Consider the following 18,726-nt stretch of genomic DNA (forward strand, 5'->3'; position numbering starts at 1 on the left):
GCTCCCTCCGCTGCCATGCCGGGCCTTGCCACCGTGCCGGATCCTCCCGCGCCGATCCCACTGACCGACACCGCTCAGCGCGCGGATGGTCCGCGCGCACCGGGCGGCGTCATCGAACCGAAATCACCGAGCGCGAACTTGACGAACGTGGCGACGCTTCCCCAACACCCCGCGGCGATGCTCAATGCGAGGAACGCAAGGATCTCATCCCTGGTCAGTCTACGGACGCTCACGGAATACTCTTACTCACCAAGTGGTGCACCTGAGTAGGCGGAGGTACACTGAGCTATGCCGACGACACTTCCGCGAACACAGCTGACCCACACCCCGGAGGTTCAGCGCGCTCTGAAGATCGCGGCGCGCCGCTGGCCCGGCGAAAAGCCGAGCACGCTCATGCAGCGCCTTCTCGAAGAGGGTGCCCGTGCGGTCGAGGTGGATCTCGCGGAGCAACGCGAGGAACGACGCGTTCGTATCGATGAGGCGTTCGAAGAACTCACCGAACTCGAACTGCGCTACCCGCCCGACTACCTCAAGCGGCTGCGCGAGGAGTGGGAGGAGTGATCCTCCTCGACGCGAACGTACTGATCGCGATCACCGATGCGAACGACGCGCACCACCGGGCGGCGCGCGAGCTGGTGACTGAGGCGGATGAGGAACTGGCATCGCACGCGCTCACGGCCGCGGAGGTGCTCCTCCGGGCGGCTCAGCGCGGGGTGGAGGAGGCGCTCCTCCGGATCCTGCGCGACCGACTCGGAGTGACCGTGCTCGACGGGCTTGGCCCGGCGTGGCCGCTGACCGTCGCCCGCACCCGTGCACATACCGGCCTGAGGCACCCGGACGCGCTGGTTCTGGCGACGGCTGAGCATCTGGACGCGGCAGTGGCGACCTTCGACGACGCACTCGCACGGGCAGCCGATCGAGCTGGGCGGCTCTACAGAGCCTCACCGTGAACGGGCCCGCGCGTTCTCGGCGCATTTTCGGGAATAGCGGCGGGCGCGGTGTGCGCTGTACCCCAGGCGGGGCACACCCGCGCACACCGTCCCAGAAGGAAGACCATGACCACGTACCACGTCGGAGTCCTCATCGGCAGCCTGTCGAAGCAGTCGATCAACCGCAAGCTCTTCACCGCCCTGCAGCGCCTCGCGCCCTCGGCGGGCCTCAGCCTGACGGAGATCCCCATCGGCGAGCTTCCCCTCTACAACTACGACTACGACGAGGACTACCCGGCCGCCGGGAAGGCCCTCAAGTCGGCGATCGAGGAGTCGCAGGCGGTGCTGCTCATCACCCCGGAGTACAACCGCTCCATCCCCGGCGCCCTCAAGAACGCGCTCGACTGGGCGAGCCGCCCGTGGGGCACCAACTCCTTCGCCGGCCGGCCCTCCGCGGTCATCGGCACCTCGCCCGGCGCCATCGGCACCGCAGTCGCGCAGCAGCACCTGCGCAGCGTGCTCTCCTTCCTCGCCTCCCCGGAGCTGTCCCAGCCCGAGGCCTACATCCAGACGACCCCCGGGCTCTTCAGCGACGAGGGCGAGGTGAGCGAGGAGTCCACGTCCGAGTTCCTGCTCGACTGGCTCAAGGCCTTCCACGCACACATCGAGAAGAACCTCGCCGCCCAGGCCGAGTAACCCTCCTCAGCGGCGGGCGCGGGGCGGGGCTGCCGGGGGAGCGGCGCCCCGCCCCATCCCGTCGCGAGCGCCGCGCCTCCGTTCCGCCGCGGGTAGCGGCCCGCGCCTCGGCGCCGCGACACTGTTCCGCCGTCAGGCGCCCGCCTCGCCCGGCCGCTTGTCGGGCCGCCCCCCCCGCCACACGGCCTGCCGGACGCTGCCCGAGCCGGTGAGCCCCTTCGTCTCGACCTCGCAGACCACTTCGGGACGCACCCAGTGCGCTTCGCGGCGCGCCTCCGCGGGCACCTCGGCCGCGGGCCCGTCGCACGCGAGCGGCGCGAGTCGCTCCCGGATGGCGCGCCGCTGCGCCGCCGAGAACCCGGTCCCCACCCGCCCCGCGTAGCGCCACGCGCCGTCCTGCCGTTCGGCGAGGAGCAGCGAGGCGAGCCCGCGCGGCTCGGAGGCGCTCTCCCGCCACCCGATGACGGTGAACTCGCGTGCGTCGAGGAAGGGGAACTTGCGCCAGTCGGGCGAGCGCACCCCGGAACGGTAGGGGCTCGCCCAGCGCTTCGCCATGATGCCCTCCAGGCGCAGCTCCCGGCACGCCTCGGCGGCCTCCTCGGCGCTGCCGTCGAAGAGCTCCGGCAGTGCGACCGGCACGCCGGCCTCCGCCTCGACGAGTTCCTCCAGCAGCTCCCGTCGCTGCCGGAAGGGCAGCGCGCGGCAGTCGCGGCCGTCGAGGCTCAGCACGTCGAACACGAAGTAGGCCGCGGGCGCCGCGCGCCGCGCCCGCTCCAGTTCAGCGCCGCCCGTCACGCCGAAGCGCGCCTGCAGGCGGCTGAAGCTGGGTGCGCCGTCCTCGCCGATCGACACGATCTCCCCGTCGAGCACCGCCCGCTCGGCGTTCACCACCCGCGGCAGCCCCGCCAGCTCGGGGTACGAGGCCGTGAGCTCGCCGCCCGTGCGGCTGCGCAGCGCGCAGCGCTCGCCGTCGATGTGCGCGAGCGCCCGGATCCCGTCCCACTTCATCTCGAAGGCCCATTCGGCGCCGTCGAGCCGCGGCAGCGCGCGGGGTGCGCCGCGCTCGGCGAGCATGGGGGCGAGCGGCTCGCGAGCGGACGGCCCCGGAGTCTCCTCGCGCATCAGGTGGATCATCCAGCGCGGCTTACCGCCCGACTCCCCGGCGCGGAACAGCGCGTAGCGCCGCACCTCGCCGCCGAGCCCGCCCCCGGGGCGGCCTGAGAGCCGCACGATCACTTCGTCGTCCCGCCACTTCTCCAGCTCGTAGCTGCCGGCGTCCCAGATCTCCACCCGCCCCGCACCGTACTCGCCCCGCGGGATGACCCCCGCGAAGGGGCGGTACGACATCGGGTGATCCTCGGTGGGCACGGCGAGGTGGTTGACGGCCGGGTCGGTGGGCACCCCCTTCGGCAGCGCCCAGCTGACCAGCACGCCGTTGCGTTCGAGACGGAAGTCGTAGTGCAGCCGGCGGGCCTCGTGGCGCTGGATCACGAAAACGGGCCCGGATCCCGCCCCCGGCTCGCTCTCGCCGTTCAGCGCCCCGCCGGCAGCTTCGTCGACATCGCTCGCGCCGGCTCGGGGGACGGGCTCGGGGGTGCGCCGCGCGTCGCGTTTCGCGCGGTACTCGGCGAGCCGGCCGGAGACCTCGGCGGCGGCCGCGGGGTCGGCGAGCGCGGCGAGCGGGTCACCGCGCCGGGCGACGCGCTCCAGCACCTCGTCGAAGCGCAGCTGCCGCAGCTGGGGCGCGGCGAGCTCCCGCCAGGTGCGCGGCGCGGCCACGGTGGGGGTGGCGCGGCCGCGCAGGGAGTACGGTGCGACCGTGGTCTTCGCGGCGTTGTTCTGGCTCCAGTCGATGAACACGCGACCCGGGCGGCGGGAGCGCCGCATCGAGCTCGTGATCGTGTCCGGGTGGTCGGCCTCGAGCGAGCGGGCGAGCTCCCGCGCCACGGCCGAGGCCTGCTCCGAGCTCTGCCGGCCGTCGAGGGCGGCGTAGAGGTGGATCCCCTTGCTGCCGCTGGTCACGGGGATCGAATCCAGGCCCATGCCGCGCAGGATGTCGCGCACGAGGAACGCGACCGCGGCGCACTCCCGCAGCGGCACCCCCTCGCCCGGGTCGAGATCGAGCACCAGGCGGTCGGGAGGGGACGGTTCGCCGTCGGCGTCGAAGCGCCACTGCGGCACGTGGAGTTCGAGCGCCGCCAGTTGCGCGAGCCACGCGAGCGTCGCCTCGTCCTCCACGAGCGGGTAGCGGTTGACGTGGTCGCTGTGGCGGATCGCGCCGGTGGGCACCCACGCAGGGGCGTCGTCGCCGATGTCCTTCTGGAAGAACGACGGCGCCTGCCCATCGGCGCCGACCCCGTCGGGCCAGCGCTTGCGGGTGACCGGCCGGCCGCGGCAGTGGGGGAGCATGACGGGCGCGATGGCGCCGTAGTAGCCGATCACCTCGCCCTTCGTGGTGCCGCTCGCCGGGTAGAGCACCTTGTCGAGCCGCGAGACCCGGATGCGGCGTCCGTCCACCTCCACCCACTGCTCACTGCGGCCCATGCGTACAGGATCCCGGGCCGGCCGCGCAAGCGGTAGACCTTTGACAGCCCCGAGCGATCTACTGTACGCATGCGTGCGATCTGGAGCGGGGCGATCACCTTCGGACTAGTCAATGTGCCGGTCAAGCTGTACAGCGCCACTGAGGACCATGATGTCGAGCTGCATCAGGTGCACGACCGCGACGGCGGCAGGATCCGGTACCAGCGCCGCTGCGAGGTCTGCGGCGAGGTCGTGGAGTACGCGCACATCGACAAGGCCTACGCCGAGGACGACGAGACGATCGTGCTGACCCGGGAGGATCTCGCCTCGATCCCGCAGGAGCGCGACCGTGAGATCTCCGTCGTGGAGTTCGTGCCATCCGATCAGATCGACCCGATGCTCTTCGAGCGCAGTTACTACCTGGAGCCGAGCGGCAAGACGACGAAGGCGTACGTGCTGCTGCGCCGCACCCTGGAGCAGACGGACCGCACTGCGATCGTGGAGTTCGCACTGCGCCAGAAGACGCGGCTCGCCGCGCTGCGCGTGCGCGGGGACGTGCTGCTGCTGCAGACCCTGCTGTGGCCTGACGAGGTGCGCGACGCCGAGTTCCCGGCGCTCGATCAGCGGGTGCGCATCAGCCAGAAGGAGCTGCAGCTGTCCGCCTCGCTCGTGAAGAGCTTCTCGGGCGATTTCGAGCCGGACCGCTTCCATGACGAATATCAGGAGCAGCTGCGGGAGCTGATCGAGGCGAAGCGACGGGCGGGGGACGCGCTCGACACCGAGGAGACCTTCGGTGACCCCGGCGACGACGAGGGCGGCGAGGTCATCGACCTCATGGAGGCGCTCAAGCAGAGCGTGCAGAAGTCGCGGGCCGCGAAGAAGCGCGGACGCGCGAAGAGCGCGAGCGGGTCTCGGTCGGGCGCGTCACAGCGCTCCTCCGGGGGATCCCGGGCTGCGTCGGGCTCGCGTCGCCGCAAGAAGGAGGCGTGACGCGGGAGGCATCCGGAGATCGGGGAGCTCCCGCGTCACGCGTCCCTCACGACCGCGGGCTCAGTCGACCGGGTCGAGGGAGATGATGTCCTCATCGCGCTGATCGTCCCGGGTCTGCTTGATCCGGCGCGCCTCGTCCCGGGTCTCCATCACGTCGGCGCTCTCCCCGGGCTCCAGATCTGCGCCGTCCGAGGCGGGCACGGGGCCGTCGCCGCCCGCCAGCGGCTCGGGCTGGGTGTTGGACCGCGCGCCGTCGAGGCTCGGCCGATCGGCGGCTCCGGGCGCCGCGTCGTGGGCTTTGCGCGCCGCGCTCGGGGCGTCGGCGGCGTCGGGTCCGGTCTTGCCGACGTGGGCGGTCTCCTCGGGGACGGACTCCTCGACCGAGTCGGGTGCGGTCGCGGTCGGCTCCGTCACGGGGACGTCCTCACGGCGGGCCGGATCCTGGGTGGGATCCTCGATTCCGCGGTCCTGCTCGCGTTCGGCGTTCATGTCGATCGTTCCTCCTCCGGGTGGTGATCGGGTGCGGCCCGGGCTTCCGGGTCCGCTGCGTGCGGTGTCGATCCGGCGCGCGCTCCGAGCCTAGAAGCGGCGGCGCGGCCCGGGCAGGGGCTTGCCGTGCGGACCGGCGCCCGGTAGCGGGTGCGGGAGTCGCGGCGCGAGCGGGCGCAGCGGGCGGGGACCCGGTTCTCCCTGGGATGGGGCGCGGTCCTGGGCGCGAGGCGCGGTCGCGGTCGCGGGGGCGGCGGGGCCGGCCCGGCGGGCCGTCTGTCAAGCCCTTGCGGGTCCCGCCCGTGCGGGGGAGTATCGAGGTGGCGTCGTCGTGTCACAATGGGGTGCGCGGTGACGTCACGTCGGGATCGCCGAGCAGGATCGAAGCCGAGGGGGGCACCGTGGCCAGGAACAGCCGACGATTCCGGTGTTCGGCGGAGACCGTGTTCCGGGTGCTGGGGGATGCCTGGCTCTACCCCGGCTGGGTGGTCGGGGCATCCCGGATGCGCGATGTGGACGAGGCCTGGCCCGAGCCGGGCTCGCGGCTGCGGCACTCCGTGGGGGTGTGGCCGCTGCTGCTCGACGACTCCACGAGCGTGCGCGAGTGGGATCCGCCCCGCCGCATGATCCTGCGGGCGCGGGGCTGGCCGCTGGGTGAGGCGACGGTCACCTTCACGGTGGAGCCCGACGGCGAGGAGTGCCTCGTGCACATGCACGAGGTGGCCGTGCGGGGTCCCGGCACGCTGATCCCGCGGTGGATCGCCGATCCGGTGATCCGCTGGCGCAATCGCGAGTCGCTGAAGCGCCTCGCCTACCTCGCAGAAGGCGGCGCCCGCTAGCACCCGCGCCCCCGCCCGCCACGGGAGCGTTGCGCAAGGGCCTTGTGAGGGGCGCCGGGGGCGCGTGAGGCAGGGTGGAGCCGAGTGGAAGGAGAGAGCACATGCAGCATGACGGCGAGCATCCCGCGCCCGAGATGGGCGCCCGCCCCGATCCGACGAAGGTCACGAATCAGGCAGCCCTGCAACGCTCCAGCGGCACCGTGTGGATCGTCATGGGAGGGCTGTTCCTGCTCGCGGCGCTCGTGCCGCTGGGCGCCTTCGCCTTCGCCGGCAGCGGGCGATCCGCGGGCCTTGCGATACCCGTCGGGGTGGTGCTGATCGTCCTGTACCTCGCCCTGCTCCTCGCGCGCCTCACGATCGCGCAGCGCCGGGCCCGCTTGCGGGTCATGGCGGCGAGCATGCTCACCATGGCGGTCGTGGCCCTGATCGGCGTCGCAAGCTGCGCGTGGATCGAGGCGGCGGCCGGCGCAGCGGCCGGCTGAGCCGCGCGAGACGCCCGGAGGCGGAGCCGGGCGATACTCGCATCCTCCGGTGGCCGTCAACCCCGCTGTTTCGGGAGCCGCACGCTCTTAGGGTGGGTCGCACACATCCCGAGATGAAGGAGTGATCGCCCATGCACACCGTCACCAGCGACATCGACGTGAACGCGCCGGTCCGCACCGTCTACGACCAGTGGACCCAGTTCGAGGACTTCCCGGCATTCATGTCCGGCGTGGAGGAGGTCCGCCAGCTCGACGACACGACGACGCACTGGAAGGTCAAGGTCGGGGGAGTCGAGCGCGAGTTCCAGGCGCGGATCACCGAGCAGCTCCCCGACGAGCGGATCGCCTGGCGCAGCCTCAGCGGCCCGCAGCACGCCGGCGTCGTGACCTTCCACCGGCTCAGCGACGATCAGACGCGGGTGCGTCTACAGCTCGAGTGGGAGCCCGAGGGCTTCGTCGAGCACGTCGGAGCGGCGCTGCACATCGACAACGCGCGCGTCGGCGAGGATCTGCGGGAGTTCGCGCGGCTGCTCGAGTCGAACGGCTTCGCCACGGGCGCCTGGCGCGGATCCGTCGACCGCCCCGACAGCACCGGCGGCGCACCCGCCGCGCCGTGAGCCGCCCCGCCCGTCTCATCCGCTGCGGGCGAGGCGGCTGCCGGGCGATCGACGCGCCGGCTGACACCCCAAGACTCCGAGGAGGCACGCATGGCCCAGCCCTGGGAACCCAATGACGAGAAGGACGAGAACGAAGAGCTCGCCATCACCGAGCACCGTGACGCCGCCGAGCCGGCGGTGACCGCCGAGGACGAGCAGGCGGTGGAGGTCGCCGAGCCCGACCCCCGCGCCGCGCTCGACGCCCTCGGGGAGGACGTGGCGTCCTCCCCGGCGCGGCGCGGGCACGAGGACCCGGAGATCAGCGCCGAGCGGGGCTGATCACGGCCAGGAGGGCTCCTCCTCGGGGCAGATGACGAGCTCCCGCACCTCGCAGTGCGGGGGCTGCTGCAGGGCGAAGATCACGGAACGCGCCACGTCCGAGGGCTCGTTGAGCTGGGCGTCCGGCGCGGGCCGGTACGCCTCCGGCCGGTCGTCGAAGAAGCGGGTGCGCATGCCGGCCGGGATCAGCGTCGTCACCCCGAGGCGGCCCGCGGTCTCGGCGGCGAGGGCGCGGGAGAAGCCGAGCACCCCGAACTTCGAGGCGCAGTACGCGGTCGCCTCCGGCAGGGCGCGCAGCGCGAGCGAGGAGGCGACGGTCACGATCCGGCCGTGGCCGCGCAGGACGTGGGGGAGCGCCGCGCGCACCGTCGAGACGGTGCCGAGCAGGTTCACGCCGATGACGCGCTCCCACTCCTCCGCGGCCACGTCCTCCAGGCGGCCGCAGCGGTCGATGCCGGCCGCCGTCACCACCGCGTCGATGCCGCCGAGTTCCTCCGCGAGCTCCGCCACCGCGCGCTCGACCGCCGCCCGGTCCGAGACATCCGCCTGCCGGGCCGCCGCCCCGACGGGCGCGCCGTCGAGCGACACGTCGATGACCGCGGGCGTGCCGCCCGCCTCCGCGACCGCTGCGGCGACCGCGGCCCCCAGGCCCGAGCCGCCGCCCGTGATGAGCACGCGGCCGATCGGCCGGGGGAAGAGAGAGTTCTGCATGATGCCTCCTGGATGTTCTGTCGGTTTCTGTGAGCGGGATGCCGGCTGCCGGCCGGTGACCGTGACGTCCGGCCGGCAGCCGGGTCAGCCGACGCGGGCGAGGGCCTCGGCGAGCCGGGTGGTCGAGCGGTGCAGGTGGTACGGGACGGTGACCGCGCGGCCGCCCCACTGAGCGAGCGCCGCCGACTCTGGGAGCGAGTCGACGGTGTAGTCGCCGCCTTTCACCCAGAGCTGGGGCCGGAGCGCCTCCAGGGCGCGGCCGGGATCGTCCTCCTCGAACACGAGCACGGCGTCGACGCAGGCGAGCGCGAGGAGCATCTCGACGCGGTCGTCCTCGCGGATGAGCGGACGCTCCGGCCCCTTGAGCCGGCGGACGGAGGCGTCCGAGTTGAGGCACACGACGAGACAGTCGCCGAGTTCCCGCGCCGCGGCGAGCGTGCGCACGTGTCCCGCGTGCAGCAGGTCGAAGCAGCCGCCCGCGGCGACGACCACGCCGCCGCGGTCCCGCACGGCGCGCGCCAGGGCGAGCGCGTCGGGGCCGCCCGTGACGGGGCTTCCGGCGGCGGGGCTCCCGGCTGCGAGGCTCCGGGCTGCGAGGACGGTCTCCTCCGGCTCGCAACCGAGCGACGCCACTCCGCCCGCCGCGAGGAAGTCCCCTGCGGCGCTGACCGCCGCACGAGCGGCCGCGCGCGCATCCGCACCGCCCCCGAGCGCCGCGACCGCGGTCGCCGCGAATCGGTCCCCCGCCCCGCAGGCGTCCGCAGCGTCCACGCGCCGTGCGGCGAAGCGTTCCGGAACGCCGCCCTCCCCGCACAGCAGCGCGCCGTCCGCACCGAGCGTCACGAGCACGGCGGCGCAGCCGTAGCGTTCGCGCAGCCGCCGCGCCGCCAGGAGCGCCTGCGCGGGCGTCGCCTCCGTGCCCGCCGCCGCGGCGGCCTCCGCGAGGTTCGGCGTGACGAGCGCCGCAGCCGCCACCGGCTCGGCGCCGCGCGGGTGCGGATCCCAGACGAGCGGCACCTCGGCGCCGCGCCGCTGCAGGGCCGAACGCAGCTCCGGGTGCGCGGTCAGGCCCCGGCCGTAATCGGAGACGAGGATCGCGTCCGCCCGGTCGATGGCGGCGAGCATCGCCGCGTCCACGCACGGCAGCGGCGGCGGCGCGCAGCCCTCGTCGATGCGGCACAGCGGCCCGGCGGCCGTGCTCAGGCGGGTCTTCACCGGTGTCGGCGCACCGGACTCGCCCGCGACGAGCGAGATCCCGTCCAGCAGTTCCCGCAGCCGCCCCGCGCGACCGTCGCTCGACAGCGCGGTCACCAGCTCGACCTCGTGGCCGTCGCGGCGCAGCAGGCTCGCGACGAGGCCCGCGCCCCCGGCCCGGCTGCGCCGTGAAGTGACGTCGACGACCGGTACGTGCCCGTCGGGGCTCAGCCGCTCCGACACCCCGCCGAGGTCTTCGTCGAGCAGCACATCGCCCACCACCGTGACCCTCATGCCCGCTCCTCCGCATCGAGTGCGCGGCAGCGCGCATCGAACACCTCGCACAGCGCGTGCACCGCCGCAAGCTGGCACTCCTGCACGTGCGGCGAGGCGCCGTCGAAGCAGATCGCCTCGTCGCAGACAGTGGTGAGCGGGTTCGGGCCCTCGCCCGTCATGGCCCACGAACTCGCGCCGACGAAGCGCGCCGCGTGGGCGGCCTCGATGAGGTTCCGGCTCCCGCCGCTCGTGGACAGCAGCAGCACGACGTCGTTCTCCCGCGCGTGCGCCCGCACCTGCCGCGCGAAGACCTCCGCGAAGCCGTAGTCGTTGCCGATCGCGGTGACGCTGGACGTCTCCGCGTTGAGCGCGATCGCCGAGAAGGCGCGACGCTCGTCCCGGTAGCGGCCGACCAGTTCGGCGGTGAGGTGCTGCGCCTCCGCCGCAGAGCCGCCGTTGCCCGCGACGAGGAGACGGCCGCCGGCGCGCAGCCGCTCGGCGAGTTCGAGACCCCAGGTCTCCAGGTGCGTCGCGTGCCGTTCCGCCGCGGCGAGGGCGCGCGTGAGCGAGCGCAGGTGACCGGTGACGAGCGGGGCGTAGTCTTCGGCCGCGGCGTCGCGGAGCGCGGCGGCGCGGCGCGGCGCGGTCGCGCGCATCACTGCGCCGCTCCCGCGAGGCGGGCGAGACGGCCGCCGTCCCGCGCGATGGCGCGCTCGTAGATGCGCTCCGTGCGCTCCGCGACGCGATCCCAGCCATAGAGCGCCTCCACGCGCTCGCGCCCGGCAGCGCCCAGCGCCGCGCGCAGCCGCTCGTCGGTGAGCAGCCGCGCGACCGCGCAGGCCACAGCCCCGGGGTCCCTCGGGGGCACCAGCAGCCCGGTCACCCCGTCGACGACGCTGTTCTGCAGGCCGCCGACGCGGGCCGCGACCACCGGGGTGCCGCACGCCATGCTCTCCAGGGGCACGATCCCGAAGGGCTCGTACCAGGGCGCGCACACCGTCGCGTGCGCCGAGCGCAGCAGCGCGGGCATGTCCTCCCGGGCGACGGCGCCCCGGAAGCGCACCATGCCGGAGACCCCCAGCTCGGCCGCGAGCGAGGCGAGCCGCGTGCGCTCCCGGTCGCGACCGTCGACCTCGGCGCCCGTGCCGGCGATCACCAGCTCGACGTCGTCTCCGAAGCCGAAATCGCGCAGCCGGGCCAGCGCCTGCATCACCGTGTCCACGCCCTTGCGGGGCACGAGGCGCCCGATGCTCAGCAGCCGGAATCGCGCGCCGCGGCGCTCCGCCTCGCCGCGCGGGGTGAAGAGCTCGGGGTCGACCCCGCACGGAGCGACCTCGATGTGACCGCGGTCGACGCCCAGCGCTCGCAGCTCCTCCACCTCGTCGGCGCAGGTCGCGATCACCGTGTCCGCCTGCCTGCCGACGAGCGGCTCCAGCCGGGCGCGTTCGCCCGGGCTCGTGTCCGCCACGCCCTGGCAGCGCCGCTTCACCGAGCCCAGCGCGTGGAAGGTCTGCAGGATCGGGGGCCGCGGCAGGGTCGGCACCATCTGCCGCGAGCCGCCCAGCGCCGCCAGCCCCGACATCCAGAAGTGCGCGTGGACGAGGTCGGGACGCTCGACCGACCACGCCGAGGCGAGCCCGGCGGCGAGCGGACCCATATAGGGCAGCAGGGCGTCCTTCGGGATCCGGCGTTCCGGTCCGGCGCTGAGCTGCACGACCTCCACGCCCTCGTCGAGCGCGACGCGCGTCGGGGTGTCCGGATCGTCGCGGCGAGTGAAGACGGTGACGGTGTGGCCGCGCCGGCCCAGGTGCCTGGCGAGCGCGGCGACGTGCACGTTCTGCCCTCCCGAGTCGACGCTGCCGGGAGGTGCGAGCGGGCTGGCGTGCTCGGAGACCATGGCTATTCTCATCGTTCCACTCCTTCGATCGGCGGTGAACTCGTGGGGGCTCTTTTACACATCTGTCGCTGCCGGCGCTATGCGAGGAGCGCGTCCCAGTCGGCCAGGAACCGGTCGAGGCCGTAGCGCGTCCGCACGAAGGCCCGGGCGGCTCGGCCCCGCTCGCGCGCCTCATCGGGGTCGGCCATCCAGCGGCGCGCCGCGGAGGCGAGCTCCTCCACATCGGCCGAGACGACCCCCGCCTCGGCGGGCACCGCGCGGCCCGCCTCGGTGGTCGCGAGCACGAGCACCGGCATCCCGATGCTCATCGCCTCCAGCAGCGACAAGCCGAGCGAGGTCCAGCGCATCGGGTGCAGGTAGGCGCGGCGGCGCGCGAGTTCCCGGTGCAGGCGGACGGTCGGCAGGTCCCCGACGACGCGCAGCCGGTCCGGGCCGAGCCCGAGCGCCCCCGGCAGCCGGTCCGTGTCGATGCCGAAGCAGTCGAGCCGGGCCTCCTCCGCGAAGCGGGGGAGCAGGTCGGTGCCCACGACGCGGCCGCGGCGCACGGGCTCGTTGATGACCACGCCGAGCGCCTCCAGTTCGCCGGAGTAGCGTGCCCGGGGGTCGGGGATGCCGTGCTCGATGACGACCGTGGGAGCCTCGCCGCAGTCCCACACGAGACGGTTGAAGTGGGTGACGTGCACCACCGGGATGCGGTGCTGCCCGGCGAGCGGGTGCCGCTCGGTGACGGGCAGCCGCTTCGGCGTGTTGTGCTCGACGAACACGGCGGGGACGTCGATGCCCGGGCGGCGGCCGAGGAGGGCGGCAGCCGCTTCGAGCTCCTCGGTGCGCTGCAGCACGACGACGTCGACCTCCTGCTCCGCGAACTCGCGAGGCTCCAGCCAGCGGCTTCCCGCGGGGAGCGCGGGGCGGGCGCCGGCGGCCGGGGCGGGCAGCAGGTACTCGTGGCCGCCTCGCAGGAAGCCGTCCATCCAGCCGCCGTGCACGTGCCAGACCATGATCCTCATCGCAGCGCCTCCCGGAACTCTTCGTGCGCACCCGTCCACGAGACGGGCGCAGCCGCCGCGGGGACGCGCGCCCCCGACGCGGCCTCCAGCTCGAACACCGCGTCCAGGACCGCATCGGGGCCGACCGAGGCGAGGCAGGGATGGCCGGGCACGGGGCACTCGCGCGCCCGCGTCCCCCGGCAGGGCGCGTCCTGATCGCCGAGCAGGCGGAGCGGGACCCGGTACGGCTGCCAGCGCACCGCGGGCACGACGGGGGCGAAGAGGCTCACGACCGGCGTGCCGACCGCCGCTGCGAGGTGCGCCGGGCCGGTGTTCCCGCACACGAGCACCTCCGCCCGGGCGATGACGCCGGCAAGCTCAGGGAAGGAGCACGCCCCGGAGAGGTCGATCACGCCGGGAGCGGCGGCGGCGGCGCAGAGTTCGCGCTCCTCCCCGCCGCCCGTCACCACGACCCGCCGGCCGTGCTCGACGAGTTTCCGCGCGAGCTCGGCGTAGCCCTCGGCCGGCCACCGCCGGGCGGGGACCGCAGCGCCGGGGTGCAGCACCACGTAGGGTTCCGTGCCGCACAGCTCCGCCGTCTCCGCCGCCTCAGCCACGCCGCGCACGGCGAGCCGGCCGTCGTCGGCTGCGGGGTAGCCGGCCGCTCCGGCGATCGCGAGGCCGCGCTCCGCCTCCGGGATGTCCTCCGGCAGATCCTCGCCCGGTCGCAGCCGCACATCGAGCAGTGATCCCGCGTAGTCCGTCGACACCCCCGTGATGCGCGGCACCCCGGCGGCCCGCAGCAGCAGCGCGAGCGGCAGCGGCGACTGGTGGAAGGAGGTCAGGATCACGGCCTCGTCGATGCCGGCCGCGCCCAGGGCGGCGAGGAGCTCGCGCTGATGCGCGGGCGTGGCCTCGGGCGCCGGGTTGGAGATCCAGGGCGCATCCCACACGATCAGCCGGGAGACCCCGGGCAGCATTCGCGCGGCCGCCTCGCCGCGCGGGCCGCACAGCAGCACGGTCTCGGCACGGGCGGCGACCGCGCGCACCGCCGGGCCCGCGAGCAGCACATCGCCGGCGCTGTCGAGCCGCGCCACCAGCACCCGCCGGGTCACGGCCGCGCCTCCGTCTTCGCCGCCTGGCCGGGTGAGCGGCGGTCCCGCGGGCGCTCCGCCTTCCGGGATGTCCTCCGGCAGATCCTCGCCCGGTCGCAGCCGCACATCGAGCAGTGATCCCGCGTAGTCCGTCGACACCCCCGTGATGCGCGGCACCCCGGCGGCCCGCAGCAGCAGCGCGAGCGGCAGCGCGACGCGGGCGGGCGACGCGCGGCGGCGGTGTCAAGGGGTGGCACGCGATGGCGCCGGAACGGCAGCGTTGGAGGCATGGAGGAGCTGAGACGGGACGACCGCGGGATCGGGGACGGCAGACCGGTGCTCCTCGCGCTGCGCGCGCTGAAGCTCGGCGATCTGCTCGTCGCCGTCCCCGCGCTGCGGGGCCTCCGGCGCGCCTTCCCCCGGCACCGCCTGGTGCTCGCGGCCCCGAGCTGGCTCGCGCCCGTGGCGCGGCTGATCCCCGCCGTCGACGCGCTGTGGCCCACCCCGGATCCGTTCCAGCCGCTCGGGATCCCGGCCGGACAGGTCGATGTCGCGGTGAATCTGCACGGGAGCGGCCCGCAGAGCCGCGCCCGGATCGCGGAGCTGGGGGCGCGCCTGCGCATCGTCCACCGCGCGGAGGGCGACCCCCGCGGGCCCGAATGGATCGAGGATCTGCACGAGCGCGAACGCTGGGTGCGGCTCGTGCGCGCCTACGGCGTCGCCGCAGACCCGCTGGAACTCACGATCGACCGGCCGGATGCCGCGGCCCCCGTGGCGGGTGCGGTCGTCGTGCACGTCGGCGCGGCGTTCGGTTCACGCCACTGGCCGGTCGAGCGCTTCGCGGCGGTGGTCCGCGGGCTGCGCGACGCGGGGCACGAGGTGGTGCTGACCGGCGGCCGCGACGACGCGGAGCGCGCCCGAGCCGTGGCCGGGGCAGCCGGGCTTCCGCAGTCCCGGCAGCTCGCCGGGTGCCTCTCCCTCGACGCCTTCGCCGCGCAGATCGCGGGGGCGTCACTGCTCGTGTCGGTCGACACGGGCGCCGCCCACCTGGCCTCCGCGTACCGCGTCCCGTCCGCGATCGTCTTCGGGCCGTCCCCGCCCGAGCGCTGGGGCCCGCCGCCCGGACCGCACCGGGTGCTCACCGAGGCGAGTCTGCGCCGGGGGGAGGCCTTCGCCTCGGATCCCGATCCGGCGCTGCTCGCGGTCTCCGCCGCGCAGCTGCTCGACGCCGCCCGCTCACTGCTGAGCGGGGATCCGGCTCCCACCGCCGGCGCGGGCACCGCGACCGCCGGAGCGGGATCCGCCCAGCCGGGAGGGGGCCCGCGGCCGCCGGTCAGCTGAGATCGTCGCCGTGCTCCAGCCGCTCACGCAGCAGGCGCAGTGCCCGGCCCAGACGGCGCGAGACCTGCATCTGGCTGATCCCGAGCCGGCCCGCGATCTCCGCCTGCGTGAGCTCCTCGTCGAAGCGCAAACGGAGCAGGTGCCGATCCGCCGGTGCCAGGCAGGCGAGCGCCTGCTCGACGAGCAGCGTGCGCTCCACCCGCGCGAAGTCGTCGCTCCCGTCGGCGATCGTCGACGCCAGGGCCCGCGCCTCATCGCGGGGCGCCACGTCGAACGACTCCGGGTGGCGCGCCCCGGCGCTGCGCAGCGCCTCTGCCACGCGCTCGGTGCTCGTCCCGCACGCTCGGGCGAGCTCGTGCACGCTCGGCTCCCGGCCCAGCCGCTGGCTCAGCTCCGTCCGCTGCTCGTGGAGCCGGGACGCCAGTTCCTGCACGGATCGCGGCGGCCGGATCGCCCAGCAGCGGTCGCGCAGGTGCCGCTTGATCTCGCCGGCGATGGTCGGCACCGCGAAGGCCGCGATCTCCTCGCCGAGCCGCGGATCGAAACGCCAGATGGCCTGGATCAGACCGAGATAGGCGACCTGACGCAGCTCCTCGGGATCGGGCGCGAGATGCCGGAACCGGTTCGCGACGGCCTCCGCGAGTTCCAGGTACTCGAGCACGACGCACTGCGTGAGCCGGAGCCGCTCTGCCGCTCCGGCGCTCGCGGCGGCCTCGAGCCATCGCCGGGCGCGCTCGTTGCGCGCGGCGTACTCCTCGTCCCGAGGGGCGTCGAGCCGGAAAGGCAGGCGATGCGCCGCGGACGAGGGATCCGGCGCACCCCGGCGTGCCGCCCCGCGGGCGGCGATCCGCTCGTGCGGATCGAGCGGCGCCTGGGGGTCGAGCGGCGCCTGGGGGTCGAGCGGCGCCTTCGGGTCGAGCGGCGCGGCGACCGCCGTCCCGGCTGCCTCTCCCAATGGGCCGCCGGGGCGCACGGCTCCGCGGGGAGCGGGTGCCATGACCCGCTCCCCGCGGAGCGCTGCGCCGCCGGCGGGTGTCATCACGCCTCGCGCTTGCGGCCCACGATCAGGCCGTAGATGAGCAGCACGACGATCGATCCGCCGATCGCGAGGAGCCACGACTCCAGCGACCAGAACTCGTTCATGTCCGCCCCGAAGAGCATGCCGCCGAGCCAGCCGCCGAGCAGGGCCCCGATCACGCCGAGCACGAGCGTCGCGATCCACCCCCCGCCGTGGCGTCCCGGCAGGATCGCCTTCGCGATGGCTCCGGCGATCAGGCCCAGCAGGAGGAAAGCAAGGAAACTCACGGGTCGACTCCTTTCGTGCGGGCGGCTTTCGCCCGGCCTGCTCGACGCTATGCGCCGGGCGGCGCGGTCTGCAGGGCCTTGCGCCGCGCTCCGCTCATGCACTACGTCCGCGGGTGCGGCCCCGCGGGGACGGCCGGGAGGGCGGGGGCGTGGAGGGCCGGAGGCGCGGTGGCGGCGGCGCGGAGGGCGGGGACGGGACGCCCCGGCCACGGCCCGCGCGGCCGGGGCGGGGCCGACGGGGCGCGGAGTTGGCCACGGGGTCGTGGCCCGGCCGGAGGGGGGGCGGCGGTGCGGGAACCCCGGAACGGGCGGGCCGGGACCGGCGGGGCGGGGGGCGGCGAGAGGGACGGCGTGCTCCCGGCTCGAGGAAGCCCCCCCGCCCGGGCCCGCCCCCGTTGGCAGTTCGCCGCCGGGACGCCCCGGCCACGGCCCGCGCGGCCGGGGCGTGTCAGACGGGGCGGCGAATTGTCAACGGGGTCGTGCCCGTGCGGGAGGGCTTCCTAGAGTCGGGAGCATGAGGTCTCTCTGGCAGCTCACCGCCCCGCCGATCCCGTCCGACCCGTTCGGGGGTCCCGGCACCGACGCCGGTTCTGAGCGGCCGGCCGACGCGGTCGTCGTGGGTGCCGGGCTCACCGGCCTCGTGACCGCCGTGCTGCTCGCGCGCGCCGGCCAGGCGGTGACCGTCCTGGAGGCGCGCTCGGTCGGTGCCGTGGCGACGGGCAACACGACGGCGAAGCTGAGCCTGTTGCAGGGCACGGTGATGAGCGATATCCGCAGACTGGCCGGCGACGAGGTGCTGCACGCCTACGTGGAGGGCAACCGCGAGGGTCAGGCGTGGCTGCTGCGCGAACTGGAGGGGCACGAGGGCGCCGTCGAGTTCCGGACCGCGTACACCTATGCCTCCGCACCGGAACAGCTCGCGAGCCTGGAATCGGAGCTGGATGCCGCCGCGTCCGCCGGGCTCGCCGCGCGCGAGACCGGGGAGACGGGGCTTCCCTTCGAGGTCCACGGCGCGCTCGCCCTCGACGAGCAGGCGCAACTGCAGCCGATGCGCGTCCTCTCCATCCTCGCCGCGGAGCTGCGTGAGCGCGGGGGCCGCCTGGTCGAGGGCTGCGAGGTGCACGACGTCGAGCAGCGCGAGGGCGGCGTCCGTGTCGTCTCCGGCTTCGGCACGATCGACGCCGTGGCGTGCGTGCTGGCGACCGGAACCCCGATCCTCGACCGCGGTCTGTTCTTCGCGAAGCTGAAGCCGTCGCGGTCGTTCGTCACGGCGTACCACCTGCCCGAGGCGAGCCCGCCGCGCGGCATGTACGTCGCCGCGGGAACGCCGATGCACTCGCTGCGCAGCGCCCCGGACGCGGACGGCGGCGAGGCGCTGGTCGTGGGCGGCGGGGGCCGCACGCCGGGCACCTTCGGCGACACCCGCGAGGAGCTGCGCGAGCTCGACGCGTGGACGGCCGGGCACTTCCCCTCGGCGCGCCGGCTCACGTGGTGGGCCGCGCAGGACTATCAGACGCACGCGCGGGTGCCGTTCGCGGGCGCGATGCCGCGCGGGGGCGGGCGCATCTTCGCCGCCACCGGCTACGACAAGTGGGGCATGACGAACGGCGTCGCCGCGGCCCTCGCGATCACCTCCGAGCTGCTGGGCGGGCGGAAGGACTGGGCGGAGCTGCTCAACGACCACGGTCACAGCCTGGCGGAGGCCGCGCAGGCGGTGGCGGCGAACGCCGAGGTCGCCGGCCGCATGGTCTCAGGCTGGGCGGGCGCCGAGGCCCGATCCGTCGCCGGGGCCGAGGATCTCGCGGACGGAGAGGGCTTCGTCGGCCGCGACGGGGTCGCCCCCGTGGGCGTCTCCCGCGTGGACGGACGACTCTGCAAGGTGTCGGCGGTGTGCCCGCACATGGGCGGCATCCTGGCCTGGAACGCGGCGGAGCGCTCGTGGGACTGCCCGCTGCACGGTTCACGATTCGCGGCCGACGGCGCGCGCCTGGAGGGTCCGGCCCTGCGGGGCCTCGCGCCGGCGGGGGAGTGACCGGCAG

At 74.7% G+C, this 18,726-nt stretch carries 20 protein-coding genes and 1 pseudogene; 10 read left to right on the forward strand and 11 right to left on the reverse strand.

The window, feature by feature from the left end; translation table 11 throughout:
- Positions 1-288: 288 nt before the first annotated feature.
- From B4915_RS13885 to B4915_RS13895, 3 genes are all read left to right on the forward strand, one after another.
- Positions 289-561, forward strand: coding sequence for a hypothetical protein (locus B4915_RS13885; RefSeq protein WP_105806421.1), 273 nt, complete (start codon positions 289-291; stop codon positions 559-561).
- Positions 558-950 carry a type II toxin-antitoxin system VapC family toxin gene (locus B4915_RS13890; RefSeq protein WP_181158607.1) on the forward strand — a complete coding sequence of 131 codons (393 nt, stop codon included), beginning with the start codon at positions 558-560 and terminating at the stop codon, positions 948-950. The genes B4915_RS13885 and B4915_RS13890 overlap by 4 nt, the downstream gene beginning before the upstream one ends.
- 105 nt (positions 951-1,055) lie before the next feature.
- The gene (locus B4915_RS13895; RefSeq protein ID WP_105806423.1) at positions 1,056-1,625 is read left to right on the forward strand and encodes an NADPH-dependent FMN reductase; all 570 of its coding nucleotides are present in this window, start codon (positions 1,056-1,058) and stop codon (positions 1,623-1,625) included.
- A 132-nt stretch (positions 1,626-1,757) separates the two neighbouring features.
- Here B4915_RS13895 and B4915_RS13900 read toward each other — a convergent pair whose 3' ends face one another.
- Entirely contained in the window at positions 1,758-4,169 is a 2,412-nt protein-coding gene (locus tag B4915_RS13900) for an ATP-dependent DNA ligase (protein ID WP_105806424.1), read from the reverse strand.
- A 69-nt stretch (positions 4,170-4,238) separates the two neighbouring features.
- On the opposite strand from B4915_RS13900, the gene ku reads away from it, so the two are divergent.
- On the forward strand, positions 4,239-5,138 hold the full coding sequence (gene ku / locus B4915_RS13905; protein WP_105806425.1) for a non-homologous end joining protein Ku: 900 nt from the start codon (positions 4,239-4,241) through the stop codon (positions 5,136-5,138).
- Positions 5,139-5,198: 60 nt separating this feature from the next.
- Here ku and B4915_RS13910 read toward each other — a convergent pair whose 3' ends face one another.
- A complete protein-coding gene (locus B4915_RS13910) occupies positions 5,199-5,627 on the reverse strand; it encodes a hypothetical protein (RefSeq protein WP_105806426.1) in 429 nt (142 codons plus the stop codon).
- A 401-nt stretch (positions 5,628-6,028) separates the two neighbouring features.
- Here B4915_RS13910 and B4915_RS13915 point away from each other — a divergent pair, with 401 nt between their 5' ends.
- The 4 genes from B4915_RS13915 to B4915_RS13930 all read left to right on the forward strand — a co-directional run bounded on the left by B4915_RS13915 (position 6,029) and on the right by B4915_RS13930 (position 7,883).
- Positions 6,029-6,466 (forward strand): SRPBCC family protein, encoded by a 438-nt coding sequence (locus B4915_RS13915; protein WP_105806463.1) that lies wholly within the window; start codon positions 6,029-6,031, stop codon positions 6,464-6,466.
- A gap of 101 nt (positions 6,467-6,567) precedes the next feature.
- Positions 6,568-6,948, forward strand: a complete 381-nt coding sequence (locus tag B4915_RS13920; protein ID WP_105806427.1) for a hypothetical protein — start codon at positions 6,568-6,570, stop codon at positions 6,946-6,948.
- 131 nt (positions 6,949-7,079) lie between these two features.
- Positions 7,080-7,565, forward strand: coding sequence for an SRPBCC family protein (locus B4915_RS13925; RefSeq protein ID WP_105806428.1), 486 nt, complete (start codon positions 7,080-7,082; stop codon positions 7,563-7,565).
- A 90-nt stretch (positions 7,566-7,655) separates the two neighbouring features.
- Positions 7,656-7,883 (forward strand): hypothetical protein, encoded by a 228-nt coding sequence (locus tag B4915_RS13930; RefSeq protein WP_105806429.1) that lies wholly within the window; start codon positions 7,656-7,658, stop codon positions 7,881-7,883.
- Here B4915_RS13930 and B4915_RS13935 read toward each other — a convergent pair whose 3' ends face one another.
- The 7 genes and pseudogenes from B4915_RS13935 to B4915_RS15135 form a co-directional block, all read right to left on the reverse strand.
- A complete protein-coding gene (locus B4915_RS13935) occupies positions 7,884-8,594 on the reverse strand; it encodes an SDR family oxidoreductase (RefSeq protein ID WP_105806430.1) in 711 nt (236 codons plus the stop codon).
- A gap of 84 nt (positions 8,595-8,678) precedes the next feature.
- Positions 8,679-10,082, reverse strand: coding sequence for a PfkB family carbohydrate kinase (locus B4915_RS13940; RefSeq protein ID WP_105806431.1), 1,404 nt, complete (start codon positions 10,080-10,082; stop codon positions 8,679-8,681).
- Positions 10,079-10,720 carry a D-sedoheptulose-7-phosphate isomerase gene (locus tag B4915_RS13945; protein ID WP_105806464.1) on the reverse strand — a complete coding sequence of 214 codons (642 nt, stop codon included), beginning with the start codon at positions 10,718-10,720 and terminating at the stop codon, positions 10,079-10,081. The genes B4915_RS13940 and B4915_RS13945 overlap by 4 nt, the downstream gene beginning before the upstream one ends.
- Positions 10,720-11,973 carry a glycosyltransferase gene (locus B4915_RS13950; RefSeq protein ID WP_105806432.1) on the reverse strand — a complete coding sequence of 418 codons (1,254 nt, stop codon included), beginning with the start codon at positions 11,971-11,973 and terminating at the stop codon, positions 10,720-10,722. Before B4915_RS13950 ends, B4915_RS13945 begins: the two co-directional genes overlap by 1 nt.
- 65 nt (positions 11,974-12,038) lie before the next feature.
- Positions 12,039-12,968, reverse strand: a complete 930-nt coding sequence (locus tag B4915_RS13955) for a glycosyltransferase (RefSeq protein WP_105806433.1) — start codon at positions 12,966-12,968, stop codon at positions 12,039-12,041.
- On the reverse strand, positions 12,965-14,062 hold the full coding sequence (locus tag B4915_RS13960) for a glycosyltransferase family 9 protein (RefSeq protein WP_105806465.1): 1,098 nt from the start codon (positions 14,060-14,062) through the stop codon (positions 12,965-12,967). Before B4915_RS13960 ends, B4915_RS13955 begins: the two co-directional genes overlap by 4 nt.
- Positions 14,057-14,251 (reverse strand): annotated as a pseudogene (locus B4915_RS15135) (hypothetical protein); the annotation flags it as partial. The pseudogene B4915_RS15135 and the gene B4915_RS13960, both read right to left, overlap by 6 nt.
- A 78-nt stretch (positions 14,252-14,329) precedes the next feature.
- Between B4915_RS15135 and B4915_RS13970 the strand changes: the two are divergent.
- Entirely contained in the window at positions 14,330-15,382 is a 1,053-nt protein-coding gene (locus B4915_RS13970) for a glycosyltransferase family 9 protein (protein WP_105806434.1), read from the forward strand.
- On the opposite strand, the gene B4915_RS13975 is transcribed toward B4915_RS13970, so the two are convergent.
- Positions 15,375-16,379: a sigma-70 family RNA polymerase sigma factor gene (locus B4915_RS13975; protein ID WP_146120123.1), complete on the reverse strand. Its 1,005-nt coding sequence runs from the start codon at positions 16,377-16,379 to the stop codon at positions 15,375-15,377. The genes B4915_RS13970 and B4915_RS13975 overlap by 8 nt on opposite strands.
- Positions 16,380-16,420: 41 nt before the next feature.
- On the reverse strand, positions 16,421-16,687 hold the full coding sequence (locus B4915_RS13980) for a GlsB/YeaQ/YmgE family stress response membrane protein (protein WP_105806436.1): 267 nt from the start codon (positions 16,685-16,687) through the stop codon (positions 16,421-16,423).
- A gap of 514 nt (positions 16,688-17,201) precedes the next feature.
- Here B4915_RS13980 and B4915_RS13985 point away from each other — a divergent pair.
- A complete protein-coding gene (locus B4915_RS13985; RefSeq protein ID WP_105806437.1) occupies positions 17,202-18,719 on the forward strand; it encodes an FAD-dependent oxidoreductase in 1,518 nt (505 codons plus the stop codon).
- The last annotated feature ends 7 nt before the right edge of the window (positions 18,720-18,726 follow it).

This window comes from Leucobacter massiliensis, from assembly GCF_002982315.1.
GTDB classification, from domain to species: domain Bacteria; phylum Actinomycetota; class Actinomycetes; order Actinomycetales; family Microbacteriaceae; genus Leucobacter; species Leucobacter massiliensis.